The following is a 20,112-nucleotide window of genomic DNA, read 5'->3' as shown; positions in this document are numbered from 1 at the left end:
AACTCAGTAGGCGGGCACAGCCGGTGCGGTGCCGGTCTTCTCGTACTCCGCCAGGATGTCGATGCGCCGCTGGTGGCGCTCCTCGTTCGACCACGGGGTCGAGACGAACGCGTCGACGATGGCCAGCGCCTCCTCGGTGGAGTGCATGCGGCCGCCGATCCCGGCGAGTTGGGCGTTGTTGTGCTGGCGGGCCAGCTTGGCGGTCTCCACGCTCCAGGTCAGGGCGCAGCGGGCGCCGGGCACCTTGTTCGCGGCGATCTGCTCACCGTTGCCGCTGCCGCCGAAGACCAGCCCGAGGCTGCCCGGGTCGGCGACGGTGCGGCGGGCCGCCTCGATGCAGAAGGCCGGGTAGTCGTCGAGCGCGTCGTATTCGAGGGCGCCGCAATCGACGACCTCGTGGCCCGCCTTTTCCAGATGGTCTTTGACGTGATTCTTTAGTTCGAAACCGGCATGGTCGGCACCGAGGTATACGCGCATGGCAGGCATTCTGTCAGGCCGGACTCCGGAGCCGCCGCTCCCCTCCCCCGCGACTGAATAGAGTTCATTCCATGCAGCCGCACGAACCCCAGCCCCCTCAGACGGGCCCGCACGCCGACCCGTATGCCCCGGCCGGGTGGGCGCAGGCGCAGGACGCGCCCTACGGCTCGCCGCCGCCCTACCCGGTTCCACCGTCCTATGGGCCCTATCCCGGCGCTCCGGTCCCGCCCGCGCTGCCGCCGCGGCAGCAGCCACGCGGACTGTCGCCGTTCGGCATGCCCGCCCGGCACAGCTGGGAGATCCCGATGCTCATCGTGGTCATCATGCTGACCGTCTTCGCGTACGCGATCGCGCTGCTGCTCTTGGCGACGGGCAACTTCGACCAGTACGTGCTGCTACTGGTGTTCGCGCCGGTGCTCATCTGGCTCGGCCGCGGTGTCCTCTATGCGACGCAGCGGGTGAACGGCGTGAAAATGTCGCCGACCCAGTTCCCCGAGGGGCACCGGATGGTGGTCGAGGCGGCCGCGCGGTTCGGCATGGCCAAGGTGCCGGACGCCTACGTGGTGCTCGGCAACGGCCAGATCAACGCGTTCGCCAGCGGGCACGGCTTCCGCCGCTACGTCGCGGTGTACAGCGACATGTTCGAGATCGGCGGCGCGGCACGGGAACCCGATGCGCTGGCGTTCATCATCGGCCACGAGGTCGGTCATATCGCGGCGGGTCACGCCTCGTACTGGCGCCAGCTCGGCATGTTTCTGGTGCCGTTCCTGCCGATCATCGGCAACTCGCTGATCCGCGCGCAGGAGTACACCGCCGACAACCACGGCTTCTGCAACCGCCACACCGGCGCGCCCGCGGCTATGGGAACGCTGGCCGCGGGCAAATACATGAACACCCTGGTCGGCTTCGACGAGATGGCCGATCGGGCGGCGATGGAGAAGGGGTTCTTCGTCTGGTTGGTCAACGCCATGTCCTCGCACCCGGTGCTGACCTGGCGCATGTGGGCGCTGCGCGATCGCAGCAGGCACGGCAGGCTGTGGTGGCGGCCGAGCCCGCCCTCGGCTGCCGGGATGGCTCCTACCGGCGGATATCCGAGTACTTACGGGCAGACTCCGGCGCTGCCGCCGAAACCCGTTCCGTAGCAAGGGTGGTGCGAGTGCCGAGGATCGCTCGGCACTCGCGGGCGCTCAGTCGAACTCCGGGTCCTCGGTGCGGGTGCGCTTGAGCTCGTAGAAGTGCGGGTAGTCGGCCAGCGTCACCGCGGCGTCCCACAGCTTGCCCGCCTGTTCGCCGCGCGGGATCCGGGACAGTACCGGGCCGAAGAACGCGGTGCCGTTGATGTGGATCGTCGGCGTGCCCACGTCGGGGCCGACCTTGTCCATGCCCTCGTGGTGGCTCTTGCGCAGCGCCTCGTCGTACTCGGTGCTGTCGGCCGCGTTCGCCAGCTCGGCGGGCAGGCCGACCTCGGCGAGCGAATCGGCGATCACCGCGGCCAGGGATTCCTTGCGCGAGTCCCGCTCGTACTCGGCGCGCCGATTGTGGATCCGGGTGCCCATCGCGGTGTAGAGCGGCAGCAGCACCTTCTCGCCGTGCTCCTGCGCCGCGGCGATGGCCACGCGCACCGGGCCCCAGCCGGTAGCCAGCAGTTCCTCGTACTGCGGGGGTAGGCCCTCTTTGTTTTCGTTCAGCACCGACAGGCTCATCACGTGGAAGCGGGCCTCGATGTCGCGCACCTGCTCGACCTCGAGGATCCAACGGGAGGTGATCCAGCACCACGGGCACAGCGGGTCGAACCAGAAATCGGCAACATCTTTCGCGGAGCCTTTGTCACTCACGGCGGGTCCTCTCGAATCGCATGCTCGACGCGCGGCGCACACCCCGCCGCTTTATCGAAGCAACCACGACGCGCGCCGATTCGTTCCCGCCCGTGCCCGCCGTTTTCCAGAGATCCGACCATCGGTCCAGTTAGGGTTTATCGAGGAGTCCCGGTTCCCTCTCGACAGGAGTCCGCCATGAGTTCGGATCAGCGGTTCGTCATCGTCGGCGGCGGGCTCGCCGCAGCCAAGTTGGCGGAAGCCTTGCGCGCCAATGACTTTCCCGGGACGGTGCTGCTGCTCGGCGCGGAGGAATGGCTACCCTACGAGCGGCCGCCGTTGTCCAAAGAGCATCTTGCGGGCAAGAAACAGCTCGTCGATTTCACCACCGCTCCGGGCCAGTGGTACCGCGACCATCGGGTGGAGGTCCGGCTCGGCACGACGGTCGAGGCGCTGAACCCGGCGGAGAAGACGATCACGTTGCCGGACGGTTCCACGGTCTCCTACGACAAGCTGGCACTGGCCACCGGTTCGTCGCCGCGCACCCTGTCGATCCCCGGCGCGGACGCGCCCAACGTGTACACGCTGCGCACCATCGAGGATTCCGACACCCTGATCGAGTTCTTCGCGAGCGCCGCGCAGCGCATCGTGATCATCGGGGCGGGCTGGATCGGCTTGGAGGTCGCGGCGGCGGCGCGCGCCGCGGGGGTCGAGGTGACCATCGTCGAGACCGCGGAACAGCCGCTGCTCGGGGCGCTCGGGCCGGAGATGGGCGAGGTGTTCGCCGAACTGCATCGGTCGCATGGTGTCGATCTGCGGTTGGGCGCCCAGGTCGCCGAGATCACCACGGAGGAGGCGATCGCCACCTCGCTCGCGAACGGGGTGAAGCTGGACGACGACAGCGTCATCGAGGCCGAGGCCGTGCTGATCGCGGTGGGTGCCCGCCCCAATATCGAGCTGGCCGCCGACGCCGGACTCGACGTCGACGACGGGGTGCTCGTCGACGAACATCTGACCACCAGCGATCCGGACATCGTCGCCGTCGGCGACATCGCCGAACAGCAGCATCCGGTGCTCGACCGCCGAATTCGGGTGGAGCACTGGGCAAACGCGCTCAACCAGCCCGCCGTCGCGGCGGCGACGATGCTCGGCAAGGAAGCCAGCTACGACCGACTGCCCTACTTCTTCACCGACCAGTACGACCTGGGCATGGAGTACACCGGCTACGCGGCACCCGGCGAATACGACCGGGTGGTGACTCGCGGCGATGTGGCGGCTCGCGAGTTCGTCGCGTTCTGGCTCGACTCGGACAACCGGGTGCTCGCGGGGATGAACGTGAACGTGTGGGACGTGACCGACCGGATCAAGGAGCTGATCCTGTCCGGTGAACCGGTCGATCCAGACGCCTTGGCCGACACCTCGAAGCCACTGTGATGCAGCTCACTTCGATCTCCGACGGGATACGTCGAAACGGCATGCTCGGTTCCGACTTCACCGTGCAAGCGCCATTCGGGCGCACCGATCGGCGACCGCCGGAAAAGAGGACCTGATGAAATACATGCTGCTCAAGACCTACGCCCCCGCCGCGTTCTGCGACACACCGATCAACGAGTGGTCCCCCCAAGAAATCCAGGCGCACATAGACTTCCAGCGCGCCCTCGGCGAGCAATTGGCCAAGTCGGGCGAGCTGGTAGACGCGCAAGGGCTCACCGGTCCGACCGAGGCCCGCATCGTCAGCTCCGACGGCCGCTCGGCGCCGGTGGTGACCGATGGACCGTTCCCGGAGACGAAAGAGTTCCTGGCCGGGTATTGGCTCGTCGACGTGGACAGCCCGGAACGGGCCTACGAGATCGCCGCGCACGCCTCGGCGGCACCGGGGCCGGGTGGCAAACCGATCGGCGAATACATCGAGGTGCGACCGGTAATGAGCGTCCCGGCCACCGAACAGTGACCAACCGGCGAGTGGTGCCCGACGACACACCGCTCCCGGCGAGGGCCGAGGACCTGTTGCGCGAGTTGGCGCCACAGGTCCTCGGTGCATTGGTCCGCCGGTTCGGCGATTTCGACACCGCGGAGGATGCGCTACAGGAGGCCATGCTGGCGGCGGCGACCCAGTGGCCCGTCGATGGCCTGCCGGAAAATCCGCGCGGCTGGCTGATCCAGGTGGCGCAGCGCCGGATGGCCGACGCGGTGCGCGCCGAGGTGGCCCGGCGGCGCAGGGAGACTACGGCATTCGACCGCGAGGTGGCCGACGCGATGCCGGTCGACTACGACGACACGCTCGCCATGTTCTTCCTCTGCTGCCATCCCGCACTGTCCTCGGCCAGCGCCATCGCATTGACGTTGCGCGCGGTGGGCGGGCTCACGACCGCGGAGATCGCGCACGCCTTCCTGCTGCCCGAAGCAACCATGGCGCAACGGATCACACGGGCGAAGAAGAAGCTGGCGACAGTGGACCGGCCGTTCGCGCGACCCGGTGACGCGCCGACGGGCAGGAGCGAAGCGACCCCGGATTCAGCAGAGTGGCGTGCTCGGCTCGAGACCGTGCTGCATGTGCTGTATCTGATCTTCAACGAGGGCAATACCAGCACGTCCGGTCCGTCATTGCAGCGCGCGGAGCTGTCCAGTGAGGCGATCCGGCTCGCGCGCGCCGTACATCGGCTGTTGCCCGACGACACCGAAGTCACCGGGTTGCTCGCGCTCATGCTGCTCACCGATTCCCGACGCGCGGCCCGCACCGACGCCAATGGCGCGCTGATACCGCTGGCCGAGCAGGACCGTGCGCGGTGGGATCGGGAGCAGATCACCGAGGGCGTCACATTGACGACGAGCACACTGGCGCAAGGGCTTACCGGTCCGTACCAGATCCAAGCGGCCATCGCCGTGCTGCACGCGCAGGCGGCCAGCGCCGAGGAAACCGACTGGCCCAAGATTCTCACGCTGTACGACCTGCTCGAAAAGCTCTCCGACAACCCGATCGTGACGCTCAACCGCGCCGTCGCGGTCGCGATGGTGCACGGACCCGCCGCCGGACTGGAACTCGCCTCGACCCTGGACGACCAGCTAGCAGGCAATCACCGCCTCGACGCCGTCCGCGCCCACCTGCACGAAATGGCAGGCGACTTCCCCGCCGCCATCGCCTGCTACACGACCGCCGCGAGCCGTACCCCTAGCGCCCCGGAAAACCACTACCTCACCCTCCGCGCCGCCCGCCTCCGCCACGGAGAGCGTGCGTGAGCGGCACACCGCGGTGTGGCCTTCTCGATGTCGGCCGCAGCTGTGTGCCGCTGACGTCGACAGAAAGGCGTGCGGCAGACTGCGTGGGGTGACGGACAAGTACAGCGCGGGGGTTTTGTTGTTCCGGCGGGGGGCTGGCGGTGTCGAGGTGTTGGTCGGGCATATGGGAGGCCCGTATTTCGCGCGAAAGGACAATGGGGCCTGGTCTATTCCCAAGGGCGAGTATGAGCCGGAGCTGGAGGATGCGCGAGCGGCCGCCAGTCGAGAGTTCCATGAGGAACTCGGGCTGTTCGTTCCGGCCGGGGACTGGATTCCGCTCGGTGACGTGCGGTACAGCAGCGGTAAGGGGAAGAAGAACCTGACCGTCTGGGCCGTCGAGGGCGATCTGAATCCGGCCGACGTGGTCCCCGGAACCTTCGAGATGGAGTGGCCGCCGCGCTCCGGCCGGATGGCCAGCTTCCCCGAGATCGACCGGGCCGACTGGTTCGACCTGGCCACGGCGCACGACAAATTGAGCACGGGCCAACGGCCGTACCTGGACCGACTGAACGATTACCTCACGCAGACCGGCGAATAGCGCAGCTCGCCGTCGCCCACGGCGCGAGACCTGGCCTACGGCGCCGCACAGCTGTCTCGCGTGCGGCGACCTACCGCGGCACTCCGGTCCACCTGCGGCCGGTGACGAGTTCGTATGCCTCCATGTACTTCTGGCGGGTGGCCTCGACGATGTCGGCGGGGATCTCGGGGCCGGGGGGTTCCTTGTCCCAGCCGGTGGAGGTGGCCCAGTCGCGGACGAACTGTTTGTCGAAGGAGCGCTGGGCGCGGCCGGGCTCCCATTCGGCGGCGGGCCAGAAGCGGGACGAGTCGGAAGTGAGGACTTCGTCGCCGAGGGTGAGAGTTTCACCGTCCCAGCCGAATTCGACCTTGGTGTCGGCGACGATGACGCCGCGCTCGGCGGCGTGCGCGGCGCCGCGGGTGTAGATGTGCAGGGTCAGGTCGCGCAGTTTCTCGGCGACCTCGCGGCCCTCCTGGTTCACCACGTCCGCGAAGGTGATGGACTCGTCATGGCCCTCGGACGCCTTGGTCGTCGGCGTGAAGATCGGTTCGGGCAACTTGTCGCCCTCGCGCAGGCCGGGCGGCAGCGCGACACCGGAGACCGAACCCAGCTGCTGATACTCCTTCAGCCCCGAGCCGACCAGGTAACCGCGGGCGATGCATTCGACCTGCACCATCTTCAGCGGCTTCACCCGGATCGCGCGGCCCGCGAACTCGACGGGCACGTCGGTGGCGGAAACCACATGGTTCGGCACGTCGGTGAAGTAGTCGAACCACCAGTTCGAGAGCTGGGTCAGCAGCGCGCCCTTGTCCGGGATCGGCGTCGGCAGCACCACGTCGTAGACCGAAACCCGATCGGACGCGACGAGCAGCAGGGTATCGCCGTCCTCGTAGAGGTCGCGCACCTTGCCGGCGTGCACATGCTTCACTCCGCAGCTCCGATCCTGGTCGATAGGGTTCTGGTAAAAAGTCCCGCGCGGGCAACCTTACCGAGGTGGCATCGTGGGGAACGCCCGAGCTAGTTCTTCGAACCCGAAGGAGCCCTATGTCCGCACCCAACCTGACTCGCGACCAGGCGATCGAACGCGCGTCGACAGTGTCGGTCGATAACTACCGCATCGACCTCGACCTGACCGACGGTGCGGGCAAACCGGGCGAGCAAACCTTCTTCTCCCGCAGCACGGTCACCTTCTCCGCGACGCCGGGTGCGAGCACCTACATCGACCTCGTGGCCCGCGGCGTCCGCTCGGCGGTGCTGAACGGCACCGCGCTCGACGTCTCCGACTACGACGAGTCCACCGGCATCGCGCTGACCGGACTTGCCGCAACCAATGAACTGGTCGTCGAGGCCGACTGCGAGTACTCGCATACCGGCGAGGGCCTGCACCGCTTCGTCGACCCCACCGACGACGCCGTCTACCTGTACTCGCAGTTCGAAACCGCCGATGCCAAGCGGATGTTCGCCTGCTTCGACCAGCCGGATCTGAAGGCCACATTCGACGTCAGCGTGACCGCGGCGCCGGATTGGAAGGTCATCTCCAACGGTGCGGTCGTGGAAACCGTTGCGGCGGAACCGGGTAAGCACGTTTTCCGGACGACGCCGAAGATGAGCACGTATCTGGTCGCGCTCATCGCGGGCCCCTACGCGCAGTGGACCGATGTCTACACCGACGACTACGGCAGCATCCCGCTCGGGATCTACTGCCGCGCTTCGCTTGCCGAGTACATGGACGCCGAGCGGCTGTTCACCGAGACGAAGCAGGGATTCGGCTTCTACCACAAGAACTTCGGGGTTCCGTACGCGTTCGGCAAGTACGACCAGCTGTTCGTGCCGGAGTTCAATGCGGGCGCGATGGAGAACGCGGGCGCGGTGACCTTCCTGGAGGACTACGTCTTCCGTTCCAAGGTGACCCGGGCGGCCTACGAGCGCCGCGCCGAGACCGTGCTGCACGAGATGGCGCACATGTGGTTCGGCGACCTGGTCACCATGAAGTGGTGGGACGACCTGTGGTTGAACGAGTCGTTCGCCACCTTCGCCTCCGTGCTGTGCCAGGCCGAGGCGACCGAGTACACCAGCGCCTGGACCACTTTCGCGAATGTCGAGAAGTCCTGGGCGTACCAGCAGGACCAGCTGCCGTCCACGCACCCGATCGCGGCCGACATTCCCGACCTGGCGGCGGTCGAGGTGAACTTCGACGGAATCACCTACGCCAAGGGCGCTTCGGTGCTCAAGCAGCTGGTCGCCTACGTCGGCTTGGAGCCGTTCCTGGCGGGGCTGCGCGCCTACTTCGCCGAACACGCCTACGGCAACGCGACCTTCGACGATCTGCTCGCCGCGCTCGAAAAGTCCTCCGGCCGTGACCTTTCCTCGTGGGGCGAGCAGTGGCTCAAGACCACCGGCCTGAACACGCTGCGCCCGGACTTCGCGGTGGACGCTGACGGCAAGTTCACCTCGTTCGCCGTCCTGCAGGGCGGCGCGGCGCCCGGTGCGGGTGAGCGCCGCGTGCATCGCCTCGCCGTCGGCATCTACGACGACCAGGACGGAAAGCTGGTGCGCACCAAGCGGGTCGAGCTCGATCTCGACGCCGCCGAGCGCACCGAGGTGCCCGAGCTGGTCGGGGTGCCGAGTGGGCAGTTCGTGCTGATCAACGACGACGACCTGACCTACTGCTCGGTGCGTCTCGACGCGGAATCGCTGGATGTGCTGGTCAACCGGATCGCCGATATCGCCGAACCGCTGCCGCGCACCCTCGCCTGGTCGGCGGCCTGGGAGATGACCCGCCAGGCCGAGTTCCGGGCCCGCGACTTCCTTGCCCTGGTGCAGCGTGGTGTCGGCGCGGAATCGGAAATCGGTGTGGTGCAACGGTTGCTGATGCAGGCGAACCTGGCGCTGCGCAGCTACGCCGAGCCGGAGTGGGCGGCGACCACCGGCTGGACCGAGTACGCGAACCGGCTGCTCGAGCTGGCCCGCGAGGCAGAGGCGGGCTCGGACCACCAGCTGGCCTTCGTCAACGCGCTCACCAGTGCCAAACTGGCCGCCTGGCACACCGAGGTGCTGCGCGAGCTGCTCGACGGCGACCCGGCCAAGGTCGGCCTGACCGGGCTGGTGGTCGACACCGACCTGCGCTGGCGCATCGTGATCGCGCTGGCGGCGGCGGGCGAGATCGACACCGACGGGCTCGACACCCCGTTCATCGATCAGGAACTCGCCAACGATCCGACGGCGGCGGGCAAGCGGCATGCCGCGACCGCGGCCACCGCCCGCCCGATCGCCGCGGTGAAGGAAAAGGCCTGGGCGACAGTGATGGACGACGACTCCGTCTCCAACATCACCGCCCGTGCGATCGTCACCGGGTTTGCTCCCGCGGGCCAGGGCGAGTTGCTCGCCCCGTATGTCGATCGCTACTTCGCCGAAATCCCCGGCGTCTGGGAGCGGCGCTCCAGCGAGGTGGCGCAGACCGTGGTCGTCGGTCTCTACCCCGGGTGGGCGATCAGTGACGCTGCCGTCGCCGTCGCCGACAAGTTCCTCGCCGGTGACCACCCACCCGCCCTGCGCCGCCTGGTGGTCGAGGGCAAGGCAGGCGTAGAACGCGCCCTCCGCGCCCGCGCCTTCGACGCCAGGTAACGGGCCATGATCAACGGGACATGACGGCGGCATTGTGCGAGTAGCGGCACTGTCATGTCCCGTTGATCGGCTAGGTGAAGAGGTGGGTGTTGGTGGCGGCCCATTGGGCGAATGGGGTGGCGGGGGTGCCGGTTAGGTCGGCGATGGTTGTGGTGGGGGGTTGGGGGGTGCCGATGAGGGAAGTGGTGATGTCTACGTACCATTCGGCGCCGTCGCCCATGGTTTTCGCGAAGATCTGAATGGCTTCCTCGCGTGGGACTTTCACCATGGTGAGGGGTCGGCCGAGAGCGGTGCCGATGTGGTGGATGCGGTCGGCTCTGGTGAGGGTTTCCGGGCCGGTGAGTTCGTAGGTTTGTCCGGCGTGGCCGTCGGAGAGCAGGACCTTCGCGGCGACGCGGGCGATGTCGTCCATGGTGAGGGGTGCGGTCGCGGCCTCGGGGGCGGGGTCGCGGATCTGGTCGGACGCGCGGATCTGATCGGCCCAGATGGCGGAGTTCTCGGTGAATTCACCGGCGAACAGATGGGTCCAGTCGACGCCGGAGCCCTCGACAGCTTGCGCGATCGGCGTCCAGTGCGCCTCGCCGGAGAGGTCGACGATGTGCCGGATGCCCGCCTTCTTCGCCAGCGCGACAACCTCATCGATGGTCTCGAGCACGGGCGCGAGATACATCCGCTCGACGCCTTCGAACGCGGCCGGTAGTGACGACACCCGGCCCAGATAGCCCTCGGCGACCTCGACGCCCGCGGGTAGCGCGGCCCGGTCGGGATGGTTGGTCAATGCCCGGACATCGTCCGCTCCGCCCGCGAGAAGGTGATCGACGACCTTGCGGCCGATATTGCCGGTGGCTCCTGTCACAAGAATCTTCATCTGACCACGGTGCGCGGACCGCGCAAGGAGCAGCAACCCCCAATTGTGGTGCTACCCGATCCCGAAAAAATCGTGTCTGCGGCGGCGCGAATACCGCCCCACCCGACGCCAACGGCGCGCTCACCCGGCAAGGGTGAGCGCGCCGGAAGCATGCTCTCGACTCCGCCTCAGCGGCGGCTCGGCTTCAACACCCTGTAGCCCGCCTTAACAGCGGCAGCCCCGCCTCAACGGCGGCGGCTCGATATCAGCGGCGGCTCCCGCCTCAACGGCGGCGGCTCGGTATCAGCGGGGGCTCCCGCCTCAGCGGCGATGGGCTCGGTGTCAGCGGCGGCTCGGTGTCAGCGGCCGATGGCGGCGGCCATCACCCGGACCGCGGAGACCAGGCCGTCGATCAGCTGGCCCTGCCGGAACGAGCTGAGCGCGGCGGTGACGCCGAGTTGGCAGACCCGATCGTTCGCGCGGTCGGCGACCTCGCGGCCGGAGCGGACCTCGATCGCCTTGTCGTTGGGCGAGACGGCGATCAGCACCGACCGGGTCGCGTCGGGCGTGCCGGGGAAGATCGCGTCCGCACCCGCGGCCGGATCGGTGCCCAGGTCGCCGATGTAGACGTTGAAGCGCACCTTGGTCGCGCGGGTCGCCTCGGTGAGCACGTTGTCCATGGCCAGCCGCTCTTCATCGCTGAACGGGGCCTCCTTGAACACGTCACCCGCCTCGTGCACGCCAGAGACGCGTCCGCTGCTGGTGACCACATACCCGCGCGGCAGGTCGGACTCGACCACCGCGGGCCACTTAGAATTTGCCACTTGCCCGGCCTCCGATCAGCTCCGCCTTGGGCGCTTCGATTGCCGCATGGTGGCCATGCGACGTCTCCGCATGATGGCCATGCGACTCCTCGGCCCGTTCGTGATGAAACGCCGAGGTCACCTCGTCGGTCGCACTCCAAAGCACCGGAGCCGACGTCCACTGCTGACCGAGGTCGTAGTGGACCGGCTTCTCACCGGGCAGCGGCTTACCGAGATACGACAATCCGGCGATCGCGCCGTAGATCACCAGCGGGATGCCGACGAAGATCAGCACTGTCTCGAGAATGCTCACGGTCCAACGGTAGACGATGCTGTGTAGTAGTTCTTCTTCTGGTGGCATCGCGGCTGTTTCGTGTCGAGCCGCGACGGCTATCGGTCCTGCGTAGCCAGCTTCGCCCGGGTCGCGTTCAGGTAGCAGGTGAGGATGTCTCTGGTCTCGGCGAGACAGTCGATCTTGGCCTCGATGGCCGCGAGTTCCCGGCCGAGCACCGCGAGCATGTCCGGGTGCGGTTCCAGCTCCGGCGCCGGGCCGTGCGCGCAGGGCAGGATGTCGCGGATCACCTCGGTCGACAGGCCCGCGCCGAGCAGTGCGCGGATCTGGGTCACCACGCCGGGCACGTCGGCGCTGTAGTTGCGATAGCCATTGGTGTCGCGATCGGGCGAAATCAGGCCCTGCTCTTCGTAATAGCGCAGCAGGCGCGGGTGCACGCCGGTCCGCGCCGCCAGTTCACCGATTCGCACGCGAGCCGCCTCACACCAGGGTTGACATTCACACTTATGTGAGACTTTAGCGTTCGCCGCATGACTACTTCAGCTCTCACCGCCGTTGTTCGCGGTACCGGTCCCGGCTTGCTGCTCGCACACGGGGCGAGCAGCGATATCCAGGACAGTTTCGGGCCGTTGGTCGCTCGGCTCGCCCGCGAACACACCGTCGTCGGGCCGGACTATCCCGGCTCCGGTGCGACGCCGCGGGCCGAAAAGCCGCTCACCGCGGACGAACTCGCCGACCAGCTGGTGGCCGCCGCCGACCGGGCCGGGCTGGATACCTTTGCCGTGCTCGGGTTCTCGACGGGCTCGCCGATCGCGGTGCGGACGGCGACCCGGCATCCGGATCGGGTCACCGCGCTCGCTCTCTCCGCCGGTCTCGCTCGGCCGAACCCCCGGCTGTGACTCGTCGTCGAGACCTGGCGTGCCCTCGCCGCCGCCGGTGACCCGCGCAGTCTCGCGGCCTATCTGGTGCTGATCGGCTGGAGCGCGAAGTGGCTCGATGAGCGGTCGACGGCTGAGCTCGATTCGCTCATCGAGGCCATCGCGTCCGCGTTGCCCGCCGGCGCCGACGACCAGCTCGATCTGCTGACTCGGATCGATGTCCGCGCGGACCTCGGCGCGATCAGGGTGCCGACGTTGGTCGTCGCGGCGGCACACGATCAGGTGGTGTCACCCGCGCACTCGCGGGAGTTGCTGGCGGGCATCCCCGGCGCGAAGTATGTCGAGCTCGACTCCGGACACGCGCTCGCCGACGAACGACCCGACGAGTGGGCGGAGGTCGTGCTCGACTTCCTCGCCGACCGCTAAACCAGCCAGGCCGTCGTGTTCGGCGGCAGCTGACCGCCGTCCAGCGCGGCGCTGGCCAGCAGCACGTCGCCGGGCGGCAGCTGGGTGGGGGTGTTCGAGGCGTTCAGCACACACACAAGACCGCCTTGGCGGCGGAAGGCCAGGCAACCGGGCGGACTGCCGTACCACTCGATTCGGTCACCGCTGAATTCCGGTCGCAGACCGCGCAATTCGATGGCCATCCGATACAGCGAGAGGGTCGAGCCGAGTTCCTCGAGCTGTGCCTCCACGGTGCGTCCGGTCCACTCCGGCGGCATCGGCAGCCAGGGTTGTCCGGTGGTGAAACCGAACGGCGGTGCGGTGCCCTCCCACGGAATCGGCACCCGGCAGCCGTCGCGGCCGCGTTCGGTATGCCCGGATCGCTCCCATGCCGGGTCTTGCAGTACCTCGTCGGGTAGGTCGTCCACGTTCGGCAGACCGAGTTCGGCACCGTTGTAGATGAACACCGCGCCGGGGAGGGCGAGCTCGAGCAGGATCATCGCGCGTGCCCTCGCCTCCCCCACCGCGCCGCCGCCGTAGCGGGTGACCTCCCGCTTGATGTCGTGATTGGACAGCGTCCAGGTCGGCGACGCGGCGACCGGCGCGACCGCGGCGAGCGAATTGTCGATCGCCGAGCGGATGTCGTCGGCGTCGAACTCGGTCTGCGCCAGCCGGAAATTGAAGGCCAAGTGCAGCTCGTCGGCACGCACGTACTCGCCGAAGCGGGTGTTGTCGTTCACCCACACCTCGCCGATCGACACCGCGTCCGGGTAGTCGTCGAGCACCTTGCGGATGCGGCGGTGGATCTCGTGCACCTCGGGGTTGTTGAAGCGCAGGTCGTCGTCATCGTTGGCGAGCAGGGCGGACTTGACCACCGTCATGTCCGGCAGCCCCACCGGTTTCGCCATGCCGTGTGCCACGTCGAGGCGGAAGCCGTCGACGCCGCGGTCCAGCCAGAACCGCAGGGTCTTCTCGAAATCGGCGGCGACCTCCGGATTTTCCCAGTTCAGGTCGGGTTGCTCGGGCGCGAAGAGGTGCAGGTACCACTGGCCGGGCGTGCCGTCGGGCTCGGTGACCCTGGTCCACGCGGGACCGCCGAAAATACTCGGCCAGTTGTTCGGCGGGGCGTCGCCGCCGGGGCCGCGGCCGTCGCGGAAGAGGTAGCGGGCGCGTTCCGGGCTGCCCGGCCCGGCTTCGAGCGCCGCGAGGAACCAGGGATGTTCGTTGCTGGTGTGGTTAGGCACCAGGTCCATCGTGATCTTGATATGGCGGAAGTGCGCCTCGGCGATCAGTTCGTCCATCGCGGCGAGTCCGCCGAACAGCGGGTCGATATCGCGGGGATCGGCGACGTCGTAGCCGCCGTCGGCCATCGGCGACCGCATCACCGGACACACCCACAGTGCGTCGACGCCGAGCAGTTCCAGATAGCCGAGCTTGTCGCGGACTCCCCCGAGGTCGCCGACCCCGTCACCGTCGGAATCCGCGAAGGATCTGGGATAAACCTGGTAGAACACGGCCGACCGCCACCATGGTTGCGTGGTGCGATCCACCGGCGCCGGTACGGCTGGTGTATCAGTCACAGACGTAATAGTGCCAAAGTTTTGCGGCAAAAACCCTTAGGCGGAGCAGCAATCTCGACTTCCGGCAAATCTCCAGCGTCCGACCGGACGCGGCGAAAACCCTCGGGCCGTCCGGGCTCTCGACCGAAACGCCCTCACCAGGGGGCGTTCATCAGCGAATTCGCCGCCATCTCCAGATAGTCCAGCAGCGCCTTGCGGTGCTCGTCATCGAGTAGCTCGGGCTCGATCTCCGCTACGGCGATTCGCATACAACGCAACCACGCGTCGCGCTCCAACGGCCCGATCGTGAACGGATGGTGCCGCATCCGCAGCCTCGGATGACCTCGCTCCTCGCCGTAGGTGCGCGGGCCGCCCCAGTACTGCTCGAGGAACATGCGCAGCCTGCGTTCCGCCGGGCCCAGGTCCTCCTCGGGATAGAGCGGGCGCAGCACCTCGTCGGTGGCCACCTCGCGATAGAACGCCGCGACGATCCGCCGGAACGTATCCGCCCCGCCGACCGCCTCGTAGAACGACGCCGCCGTCTGCTCTGCCGAAGCCGCTCCTGTTTGCTCGCCCGAAGTCATAGACCCTCTCGATTCGCTGGATGCGCCGTAGTCCATTGTGCGGCCTCCTGGGACTACGGTCACCCTTGCCCCCGTCTCGGTGACGCGCTCGGCATCGGCAGCCCACACGACGGCTCGAGACAGCGCGGAATCGCGACCTGGCGGCTCTTCAGCCACAGTTAACCGGACATTGTTGAAAATCACCGTGCAATAGCCGTCGTTCCATGGTCAACTGGGTGGCAATCTCTGCCGAGCTAAACAGCATGATCCTGCCAATCATGAAATTGAGGTCCAGATGAAGCAGCGGCACAGCGCCAGATCACGCGAGGCGCGCATCCACCGACAACTCCAGCCCGCCGACGTCCACAATCGTGGGTCGGGGGCTACTCCGCTGCACATCCTGTCCGATCATTATCCGGGCGCGCATCACGGCCACGCCGATCATGCGCACCGCTCCGCACCGCCGCCCAGTGAGAGTCCGAGCTGGTTGAAGCGCCGGGTGCTGCTTCTGAACGCCACCTACGAGCCGCTCACCGCTCTGTCCGCGCGCCGTGCGATCGTCTTGCTCATCTGCGATAAAGCCGACACCGTTCACCACGATGCCGAAGGCCCGGTAGTCCATTCCGCCGAAGCCGCCGTCGCCATTCCCTCGGTGATCCGCCTGCGCAGCTACGTCCACGTGCCGTATCGGGCTCGCGTCCCGATGACCCGTGCCGCACTCATGCACCGCGACCGCTATCGCTGCGGCTACTGCGGTGCCAAGGCGGAGACCATAGACCATGTCATTCCGCGCAGTCGCGGCGGCGAACACTCCTGGGAGAACTGCGTCGCCAGCTGCGCACCGTGTAACCATCGCAAGGCCGACAAAATGCTGAGCGAACTGGGCTGGACGCTGCGTTCGCCGCTGGTCTCGCCGAAGGGACCGCACTGGCGGCTGCTGTCGACGACGGCGGACCTGGACCCGGTGTGGTTGCAGTATCTCGGCGAGGGCGCTGCCTGACCCGCGGTCAGGTGTATTCGACGATCAGTGTCGCCGTGGTGCCGGGTGCCAGGGCTTCGAAGACGTGCGGGACGTCGGCCGGGTAGGAGATGTAGTCGCCCGGCGACAGGTCGAGGGGCGCGTCGGTGAGGCCGACGAGGGCGCGGCCGGTCGCGATCAGCACGTGTTCCACCGCGCCCGGGATGTGCGGGTCGGATTTGCGGGCATGTCCTGGTTCGGCGGTGATCCGGAAGATGTCCCGGCGCGCGTTGGGCGGGCTGGCGGCCAGCAACGTGGCGCGATAGTCCGACCGTTCCGCGACGACCACGGGACCCTCCCCCGCCCGGATCACCTGGACATTCGGTCGCGGCGGGTCGAGCAGCCGGGAGAACGGCATCTCCAAGGCGACACACAATGCCCATAGGGTTTCCAGGCTGGGATTGCCGGTGCCCGATTCCAATTGCGAGAGCGTGGATTTCGCGATGCCCGCGCGGTGCGCGACCTCGGTGAGCGAAAGCCCGGCGCGGGTGCGTTCGCGGCGCAGCGCGGCGGCGATCACCGCCTGCGGTGTCGCCGTCGTCGAGTCCTGCAGTGCCACTTGCTCTCCCATCGGGGTGGTGAACCACTCAACAGAAAACCATATTGACGAACCGGCCTACCATGTTCACTATAAGCTACATGCGTTCGATATGGCGAACACTCGGCCGGGACACAGCGGCGGGGATCGCGGCGGTATGCCTGGCGGTCGGCGTCATCGGGGTGTCCTACGGTGCGACCGCCGTGACAAGCGGTCTTCCCCCGTGGCTGCCGATCGTGCTGGGGGTGGTGGTGCTCGCCGGGGGTGCGGAGTTCCTGTTCATCGGGATCGTCGCGGCAGGTGGCAGCCCGATCGCGGCGGTGCTGGCCGGGCTGGTGGTCAATGCCCGGCATCTGCCGTACGGGCTTTCGGTGCCGGATGTAGTCGGCAGCGGGTGGCGACGGTCGCTCGGCGTGCATCTGATGAACGACGAGTCGGTGGCGATGGCGCTGGCCCAGCCCGACGTTGAGCGCAAACGGGCCGCCTATTGGGCTTGTGGGTTCGGGGTGTTGCTGGCCTGGCCAGGGGGTGCTGCGCTCGGAGTGTTGATCGGGACGTTCGTTCCGGATACCGCGGCGTTCGGGCTGGATGCGGTGTTTCCGGCGGTGCTGCTCGCGTTGATCGTTCCGGCGTTGCGGGAAAAGGCAACGCTGCGTGCGGCTTTGGTCGGTGCCGCGGTTGCTGTCGCCAGCGCGCCGTTCTTACCTGCGGGAATGCCTGTGCTGGTTGCGCTTTCGGGCTTGCTGGTGGCGGGACGTGGAAGCGACCAGTGCAGGGGTGACGCCGTTGTACCGGAAAGCTCTGAGCCAGTTTCGAAATCCGATCGCACTACATGTGAGTCAGGTGCCGAATGATGTTGGCCGCGGGAATGATCGCACTTGCCGTGGGAACCTACGCGTTCCGCTGGGCCGGTCCGGCATTGCGCGAGCGTATCCGCTTCCCCACCCGCGTAGTTCGCCTACTCGAGGTCGGCGCCGTAGTCCTACTCGCCGCCCTCGTCGCCGTCACCGCCCTACCCACCGGCTCCGGCAACTTCGGCTTCGCCCTCCCCGCAGGAGTTCTCGTCGCCGCCCTGTTGGCTTGGCGCAAACAACCCATCCTGGTCGTAATCCTCGCCGCCGCCACAACCACCGCCCTACTCCGCCTCCTCGGCGTGGGTTGACCGCAGATACCACCCCCGCCGAACCGTTTCCGGCACCCACCCCGACCGGCTGTGATCTCACAGAAGTCGCAAACGGCCTACAGGGTTTACAACCGTTGTGAACCGTAGGGAGCTCTGTGAGCACCCGCGAAACTCTTTGCGATCCATGGCAAGAGCCCAACTGCCGCTCTGATCGACCTCCCAAACCGCCACCTAACCACTTTTCCGAAAGCCCCCGACACGCAACCACAGCCAGATGACCACGCTGGAACCTCCACCCCGCGCACCTGACCGGTAAAGAAAGCCGGGTACGGCACACGACGTGCCCAGCACTGCTCAGTAACCCCGTGGTAGGTGCACCTTTACGGGAGTCTCTGGCGTACCCACCCAGGACAGCGCGCATCCCGCCCACGCGCGCATCCCCGCCTCACGCGCGCATCCCCGCCCGCGCGCATGTTCGCCTCCCGCGCGCATCCCCGCCCGCGCGCATCCCCGCCCGCGCGCATGTTCGCCTCCGGCGTACGAGTTGGCTAGCTGTTTGGTGCGCGGCGAAAATACCGTGCGCGGGATACTCGCCCAGGGTTGAGTGCTTAGGGATTCCTCGGGGTGTGCTGCCCAACGGTTGGCGACCCTGCGTGGGATGCCCGGATTAATGCTGGGCGCGTGAGGTGGGGTTCCCGGCTTTCTCTTCCGCGGCTTGGGGATTGGAGCTCGGGTACCGGCGTGGTCGACTGGCTGTGGTGCTGTTTTCGAGCGTCATTTTCGGCGGTCAGGAAGGTTGGGAGGATTGGGATTCATGATCAACGGGACGTGGTGGAGGCATTGTGCGAGTAAGCCCACCACCACGTCCCGTTCGCCACCAACGCCACGGGCCTACCCAGCGCAACCATGATCAACGGGACATGACGGCGGCATCGTGCGAGAAGGTCCACCACCACGTCCCACTCGCCACCAACGCCACGACCTACCCAGCGCAACCATGATCAACGGGACATGACGGCGGCATTGTTCGAGTGGGCCCACCGTCACGTCCCGTTCGATCATGAGCGATCCGTCGCACCCGAGGGGAACCATGATCAACGGGACGTCGTGGTGGCATTGTTCGAGTAAGCGCGCCGTTGTGTCCCGTTGATCATGAACGTAAGCGCGGGGGGTCAGGTTGGGGATAGGGAGATGTTGGCGCCTCGGCGGCGGGCTACCGAGCCGTAGCGGGCGTCTATGCGTAGCCAGGTTTTGCTGGCTCGGACGCGGACTATTTCGGTGGGGAGGATGCGGCGGGAGTCGGCTTTGTCACCGGAGTGGGGGATGAAATCCATTGCGGTGAGGGCGAAGACGACTCGCATCGGTACCTGCACCTGGGTGTCGGCGCCGGAGACGGTGAGCACGGTTTGGTCGAGGAGTGAGGCAGGCGGGCCGTGGCTGCTGCCGTGTTCCTTCGCCAGTTGTGCGCCCTGCTCGGCGAGTTCGACGAGGGTGCGGGCGGGTACGTCATCGATGTGCGCGAAACCGTCCGGCGGGGGTAGTGCGCCGCGCCACGCGGAGTCCATCGAGTAGCCGAGGTCGATGGGGAGGCCGGAGCCGAGGCCGGCCAGCACCATGTCGGCGCCGACGGTGACATCGTCGACGCCGAGTTCGCCGACCACGGTGCGGACCGCGAGCGCCTCGAAACCCGTTGCTACCCAGGCGGAGACGTACCGCTCCCCGCGGCGGCGGATACGTACCACCGCCGCGGGGTCCAGCCGCACCGCCCGAGTCAGGAACGTCGCGAGGTTCTCTCGCTCCGCCGGATCGGACACGTGCAACACGCGTTGTTCTGCCATCACGGCTGTGCTGCCGTTCTCAGCCGGCGATCACCGATGTGGATCAGTCCAACCACTGGGCCAGGTAGTCGCGCTCGGCCTCGCTGAGCCTGCGCAACCGCTGGGCCGTCATGTCGAACGCGGCGATCTGGGTAGAGGCGATCACCGCGGGCGGCGAGTCCGGCGCCGCACCGGCTGCGCGCACCTCGTAGCCGATGGTGAAGTCGACTGCCCGCAGTTGCTCGGTCCACATGGCGATATCGAGCGGCGTGTCCTCGTGCCGCAGCTGGCCGCGGTACCGCACCCGCAGGTCGGCGAGGACACAGCCGGTCCGCAGCGCGGCGGTCGGGCGGTCACCCTCGAACAGCCACGGGATGCGCGCCTCCTCCAGCAACGTCACCATGCGGGCATGGTTCACATGCTGGAAAGCATCCATGTCCGACCACCTGACATCTACTTGGGTGTGAAAACGCTTGGGCAGCACGACATTGCTGCCCTGCGCCTTCCCGTTACCGTTCAACG

General features: G+C 67.4%; 23 protein-coding genes. 11 read left to right on the top strand and 12 right to left on the bottom strand.

The genetic code is table 11. The annotated features are described in order from the left end of the window. Positions 1 to 3: 3 nt before the first annotated feature. The gene (locus ACFK0J_RS09475; RefSeq protein WP_378738520.1) at positions 4 to 477 is read right to left on the bottom strand and encodes a ribose-5-phosphate isomerase; all 474 of its coding nucleotides are present in this window, start codon (positions 475 to 477) and stop codon (positions 4 to 6) included. Positions 478 to 548: 71 nt separating this feature from the next. Between ACFK0J_RS09475 and ACFK0J_RS09470 the strand changes: the two genes are divergently transcribed. After that, entirely contained in the window at positions 549 to 1,619 is a 1,071-nt protein-coding gene (locus ACFK0J_RS09470) for a M48 family metallopeptidase (RefSeq protein ID WP_378738518.1), read from the top strand. Between the two features lie 45 nt (positions 1,620 to 1,664). Here ACFK0J_RS09470 and ACFK0J_RS09465 read toward each other — a convergent pair whose 3' ends face one another. Continuing rightward, the gene (locus tag ACFK0J_RS09465) at positions 1,665 to 2,312 is read right to left on the bottom strand and encodes a DsbA family protein (RefSeq protein ID WP_378738516.1); all 648 of its coding nucleotides are present in this window, start codon (positions 2,310 to 2,312) and stop codon (positions 1,665 to 1,667) included. 177 nt (positions 2,313 to 2,489) lie between these two features. On the opposite strand from ACFK0J_RS09465, the gene ACFK0J_RS09460 reads away from it, so the two are divergent. From ACFK0J_RS09460 to ACFK0J_RS09445, 4 genes are all read left to right on the top strand, one after another. After that, positions 2,490 to 3,725 (top strand): NAD(P)/FAD-dependent oxidoreductase, encoded by a 1,236-nt coding sequence (locus tag ACFK0J_RS09460; RefSeq protein ID WP_378738513.1) that lies wholly within the window; start codon positions 2,490 to 2,492, stop codon positions 3,723 to 3,725. Positions 3,726 to 3,840: 115 nt separating this feature from the next. Next, entirely contained in the window at positions 3,841 to 4,242 is a 402-nt protein-coding gene (locus tag ACFK0J_RS09455) for a YciI family protein (RefSeq protein WP_378738510.1), read from the top strand. Then, positions 4,239 to 5,528 carry an RNA polymerase sigma factor gene (locus ACFK0J_RS09450; RefSeq protein WP_378738508.1) on the top strand — a complete coding sequence of 430 codons (1,290 nt, stop codon included), beginning with the start codon at positions 4,239 to 4,241 and terminating at the stop codon, positions 5,526 to 5,528. Before ACFK0J_RS09455 ends, ACFK0J_RS09450 begins: the two co-directional genes overlap by 4 nt. 88 nt (positions 5,529 to 5,616) lie before the next feature. After that, positions 5,617 to 6,105 carry an NUDIX domain-containing protein gene (locus ACFK0J_RS09445; RefSeq protein WP_378738506.1) on the top strand — a complete coding sequence of 163 codons (489 nt, stop codon included), beginning with the start codon at positions 5,617 to 5,619 and terminating at the stop codon, positions 6,103 to 6,105. A 70-nt stretch (positions 6,106 to 6,175) separates the two neighbouring features. Here the strand turns inward: ACFK0J_RS09445 and ACFK0J_RS09440 are convergent, their stop codons facing one another. Further along, the gene (locus tag ACFK0J_RS09440; RefSeq protein ID WP_378738504.1) at positions 6,176 to 7,012 is read right to left on the bottom strand and encodes a phosphoribosylaminoimidazolesuccinocarboxamide synthase; all 837 of its coding nucleotides are present in this window, start codon (positions 7,010 to 7,012) and stop codon (positions 6,176 to 6,178) included. 116 nt (positions 7,013 to 7,128) lie between these two features. Between ACFK0J_RS09440 and pepN the strand changes: the two genes are divergently transcribed. Then, the gene (gene pepN, locus ACFK0J_RS09435) at positions 7,129 to 9,708 is read left to right on the top strand and encodes an aminopeptidase N (RefSeq protein ID WP_378738501.1); all 2,580 of its coding nucleotides are present in this window, start codon (positions 7,129 to 7,131) and stop codon (positions 9,706 to 9,708) included. Positions 9,709 to 9,778: 70 nt separating this feature from the next. Here the strand turns inward: pepN and ACFK0J_RS09430 are convergent, their stop codons facing one another. The 4 genes from ACFK0J_RS09430 to ACFK0J_RS09415 all read right to left on the bottom strand — a co-directional run bounded on the left by ACFK0J_RS09430 (position 9,779) and on the right by ACFK0J_RS09415 (position 12,120). Beyond that, positions 9,779 to 10,576 (bottom strand): NAD(P)H-binding protein, encoded by a 798-nt coding sequence (locus ACFK0J_RS09430; protein ID WP_378738498.1) that lies wholly within the window; start codon positions 10,574 to 10,576, stop codon positions 9,779 to 9,781. Positions 10,577 to 10,914: 338 nt separating this feature from the next. Then, a complete protein-coding gene (locus tag ACFK0J_RS09425) occupies positions 10,915 to 11,379 on the bottom strand; it encodes a DUF5130 domain-containing protein (protein WP_378738496.1) in 465 nt (154 codons plus the stop codon). Further along, the gene (locus ACFK0J_RS09420; RefSeq protein WP_218475126.1) at positions 11,366 to 11,671 is read right to left on the bottom strand and encodes a hypothetical protein; all 306 of its coding nucleotides are present in this window, start codon (positions 11,669 to 11,671) and stop codon (positions 11,366 to 11,368) included. The genes ACFK0J_RS09425 and ACFK0J_RS09420 overlap by 14 nt, the downstream gene beginning before the upstream one ends. A 77-nt stretch (positions 11,672 to 11,748) precedes the next feature. After that, positions 11,749 to 12,120 carry a MerR family transcriptional regulator gene (locus ACFK0J_RS09415; RefSeq protein ID WP_378738494.1) on the bottom strand — a complete coding sequence of 124 codons (372 nt, stop codon included), beginning with the start codon at positions 12,118 to 12,120 and terminating at the stop codon, positions 11,749 to 11,751. 60 nt (positions 12,121 to 12,180) lie between these two features. Between ACFK0J_RS09415 and ACFK0J_RS09410 the strand changes: the two genes are divergently transcribed. Together ACFK0J_RS09410 and ACFK0J_RS09405 are read left to right on the top strand one after the other, a co-directional pair. Then, positions 12,181 to 12,549 (top strand): alpha/beta fold hydrolase, encoded by a 369-nt coding sequence (locus ACFK0J_RS09410; RefSeq protein ID WP_378738492.1) that lies wholly within the window; start codon positions 12,181 to 12,183, stop codon positions 12,547 to 12,549. Positions 12,550 to 12,615: 66 nt separating this feature from the next. Next, on the top strand, positions 12,616 to 12,954 hold the full coding sequence (locus tag ACFK0J_RS09405; RefSeq protein ID WP_378738490.1) for an alpha/beta fold hydrolase: 339 nt from the start codon (positions 12,616 to 12,618) through the stop codon (positions 12,952 to 12,954). On the opposite strand, the gene ACFK0J_RS09400 is transcribed toward ACFK0J_RS09405, so the two are convergent. Both ACFK0J_RS09400 and ACFK0J_RS09395 read right to left on the bottom strand, forming a co-directional pair. Continuing rightward, entirely contained in the window at positions 12,951 to 14,552 is a 1,602-nt protein-coding gene (locus ACFK0J_RS09400; protein ID WP_378738488.1) for a glycoside hydrolase family 13 protein, read from the bottom strand. The genes ACFK0J_RS09405 and ACFK0J_RS09400 overlap by 4 nt on opposite strands. A 134-nt stretch (positions 14,553 to 14,686) precedes the next feature. After that, positions 14,687 to 15,115, bottom strand: a complete 429-nt coding sequence (locus tag ACFK0J_RS09395; protein WP_378738486.1) for a globin — start codon at positions 15,113 to 15,115, stop codon at positions 14,687 to 14,689. A 274-nt stretch (positions 15,116 to 15,389) separates the two neighbouring features. Between ACFK0J_RS09395 and ACFK0J_RS09390 the strand changes: the two genes are divergently transcribed. Then, positions 15,390 to 16,094, top strand: coding sequence for an HNH endonuclease (locus ACFK0J_RS09390; protein WP_378738484.1), 705 nt, complete (start codon positions 15,390 to 15,392; stop codon positions 16,092 to 16,094). A gap of 7 nt (positions 16,095 to 16,101) precedes the next feature. On the opposite strand, the gene ACFK0J_RS09385 is transcribed toward ACFK0J_RS09390, so the two are convergent. Then, complete coding sequence (locus tag ACFK0J_RS09385) at positions 16,102 to 16,671, bottom strand: helix-turn-helix domain-containing protein (protein WP_378738482.1); 570 nt, start codon at positions 16,669 to 16,671, stop codon at positions 16,102 to 16,104. 80 nt (positions 16,672 to 16,751) lie between these two features. Here ACFK0J_RS09385 and ACFK0J_RS09380 point away from each other — a divergent pair, with 80 nt between their 5' ends. Further along, entirely contained in the window at positions 16,752 to 17,504 is a 753-nt protein-coding gene (locus ACFK0J_RS09380) for an AzlC family ABC transporter permease (protein ID WP_378742719.1), read from the top strand. Then, the gene (locus ACFK0J_RS09375; protein WP_378738480.1) at positions 17,501 to 17,812 is read left to right on the top strand and encodes an AzlD domain-containing protein; all 312 of its coding nucleotides are present in this window, start codon (positions 17,501 to 17,503) and stop codon (positions 17,810 to 17,812) included. The genes ACFK0J_RS09380 and ACFK0J_RS09375 overlap by 4 nt, the downstream gene beginning before the upstream one ends. Positions 17,813 to 18,945: 1,133 nt before the next feature. On the opposite strand, the gene ACFK0J_RS09370 is transcribed toward ACFK0J_RS09375, so the two are convergent. Then, positions 18,946 to 19,611 carry a hypothetical protein gene (locus tag ACFK0J_RS09370; protein ID WP_378738477.1) on the bottom strand — a complete coding sequence of 222 codons (666 nt, stop codon included), beginning with the start codon at positions 19,609 to 19,611 and terminating at the stop codon, positions 18,946 to 18,948. 43 nt (positions 19,612 to 19,654) lie between these two features. Next, a complete protein-coding gene (locus ACFK0J_RS09365; RefSeq protein ID WP_378742717.1) occupies positions 19,655 to 20,110 on the bottom strand; it encodes an acyl-CoA thioesterase in 456 nt (151 codons plus the stop codon). Between the last annotated feature and the right edge of the window lie 2 nt (positions 20,111 to 20,112).

The organism is Nocardia brasiliensis (assembly GCF_042691675.1).
GTDB classification, from domain to species: Bacteria; Actinomycetota; Actinomycetes; order Mycobacteriales; family Mycobacteriaceae; genus Nocardia; species Nocardia brasiliensis_D.
This window is presented reverse-complemented; position numbering and strand designations above follow the sequence as displayed.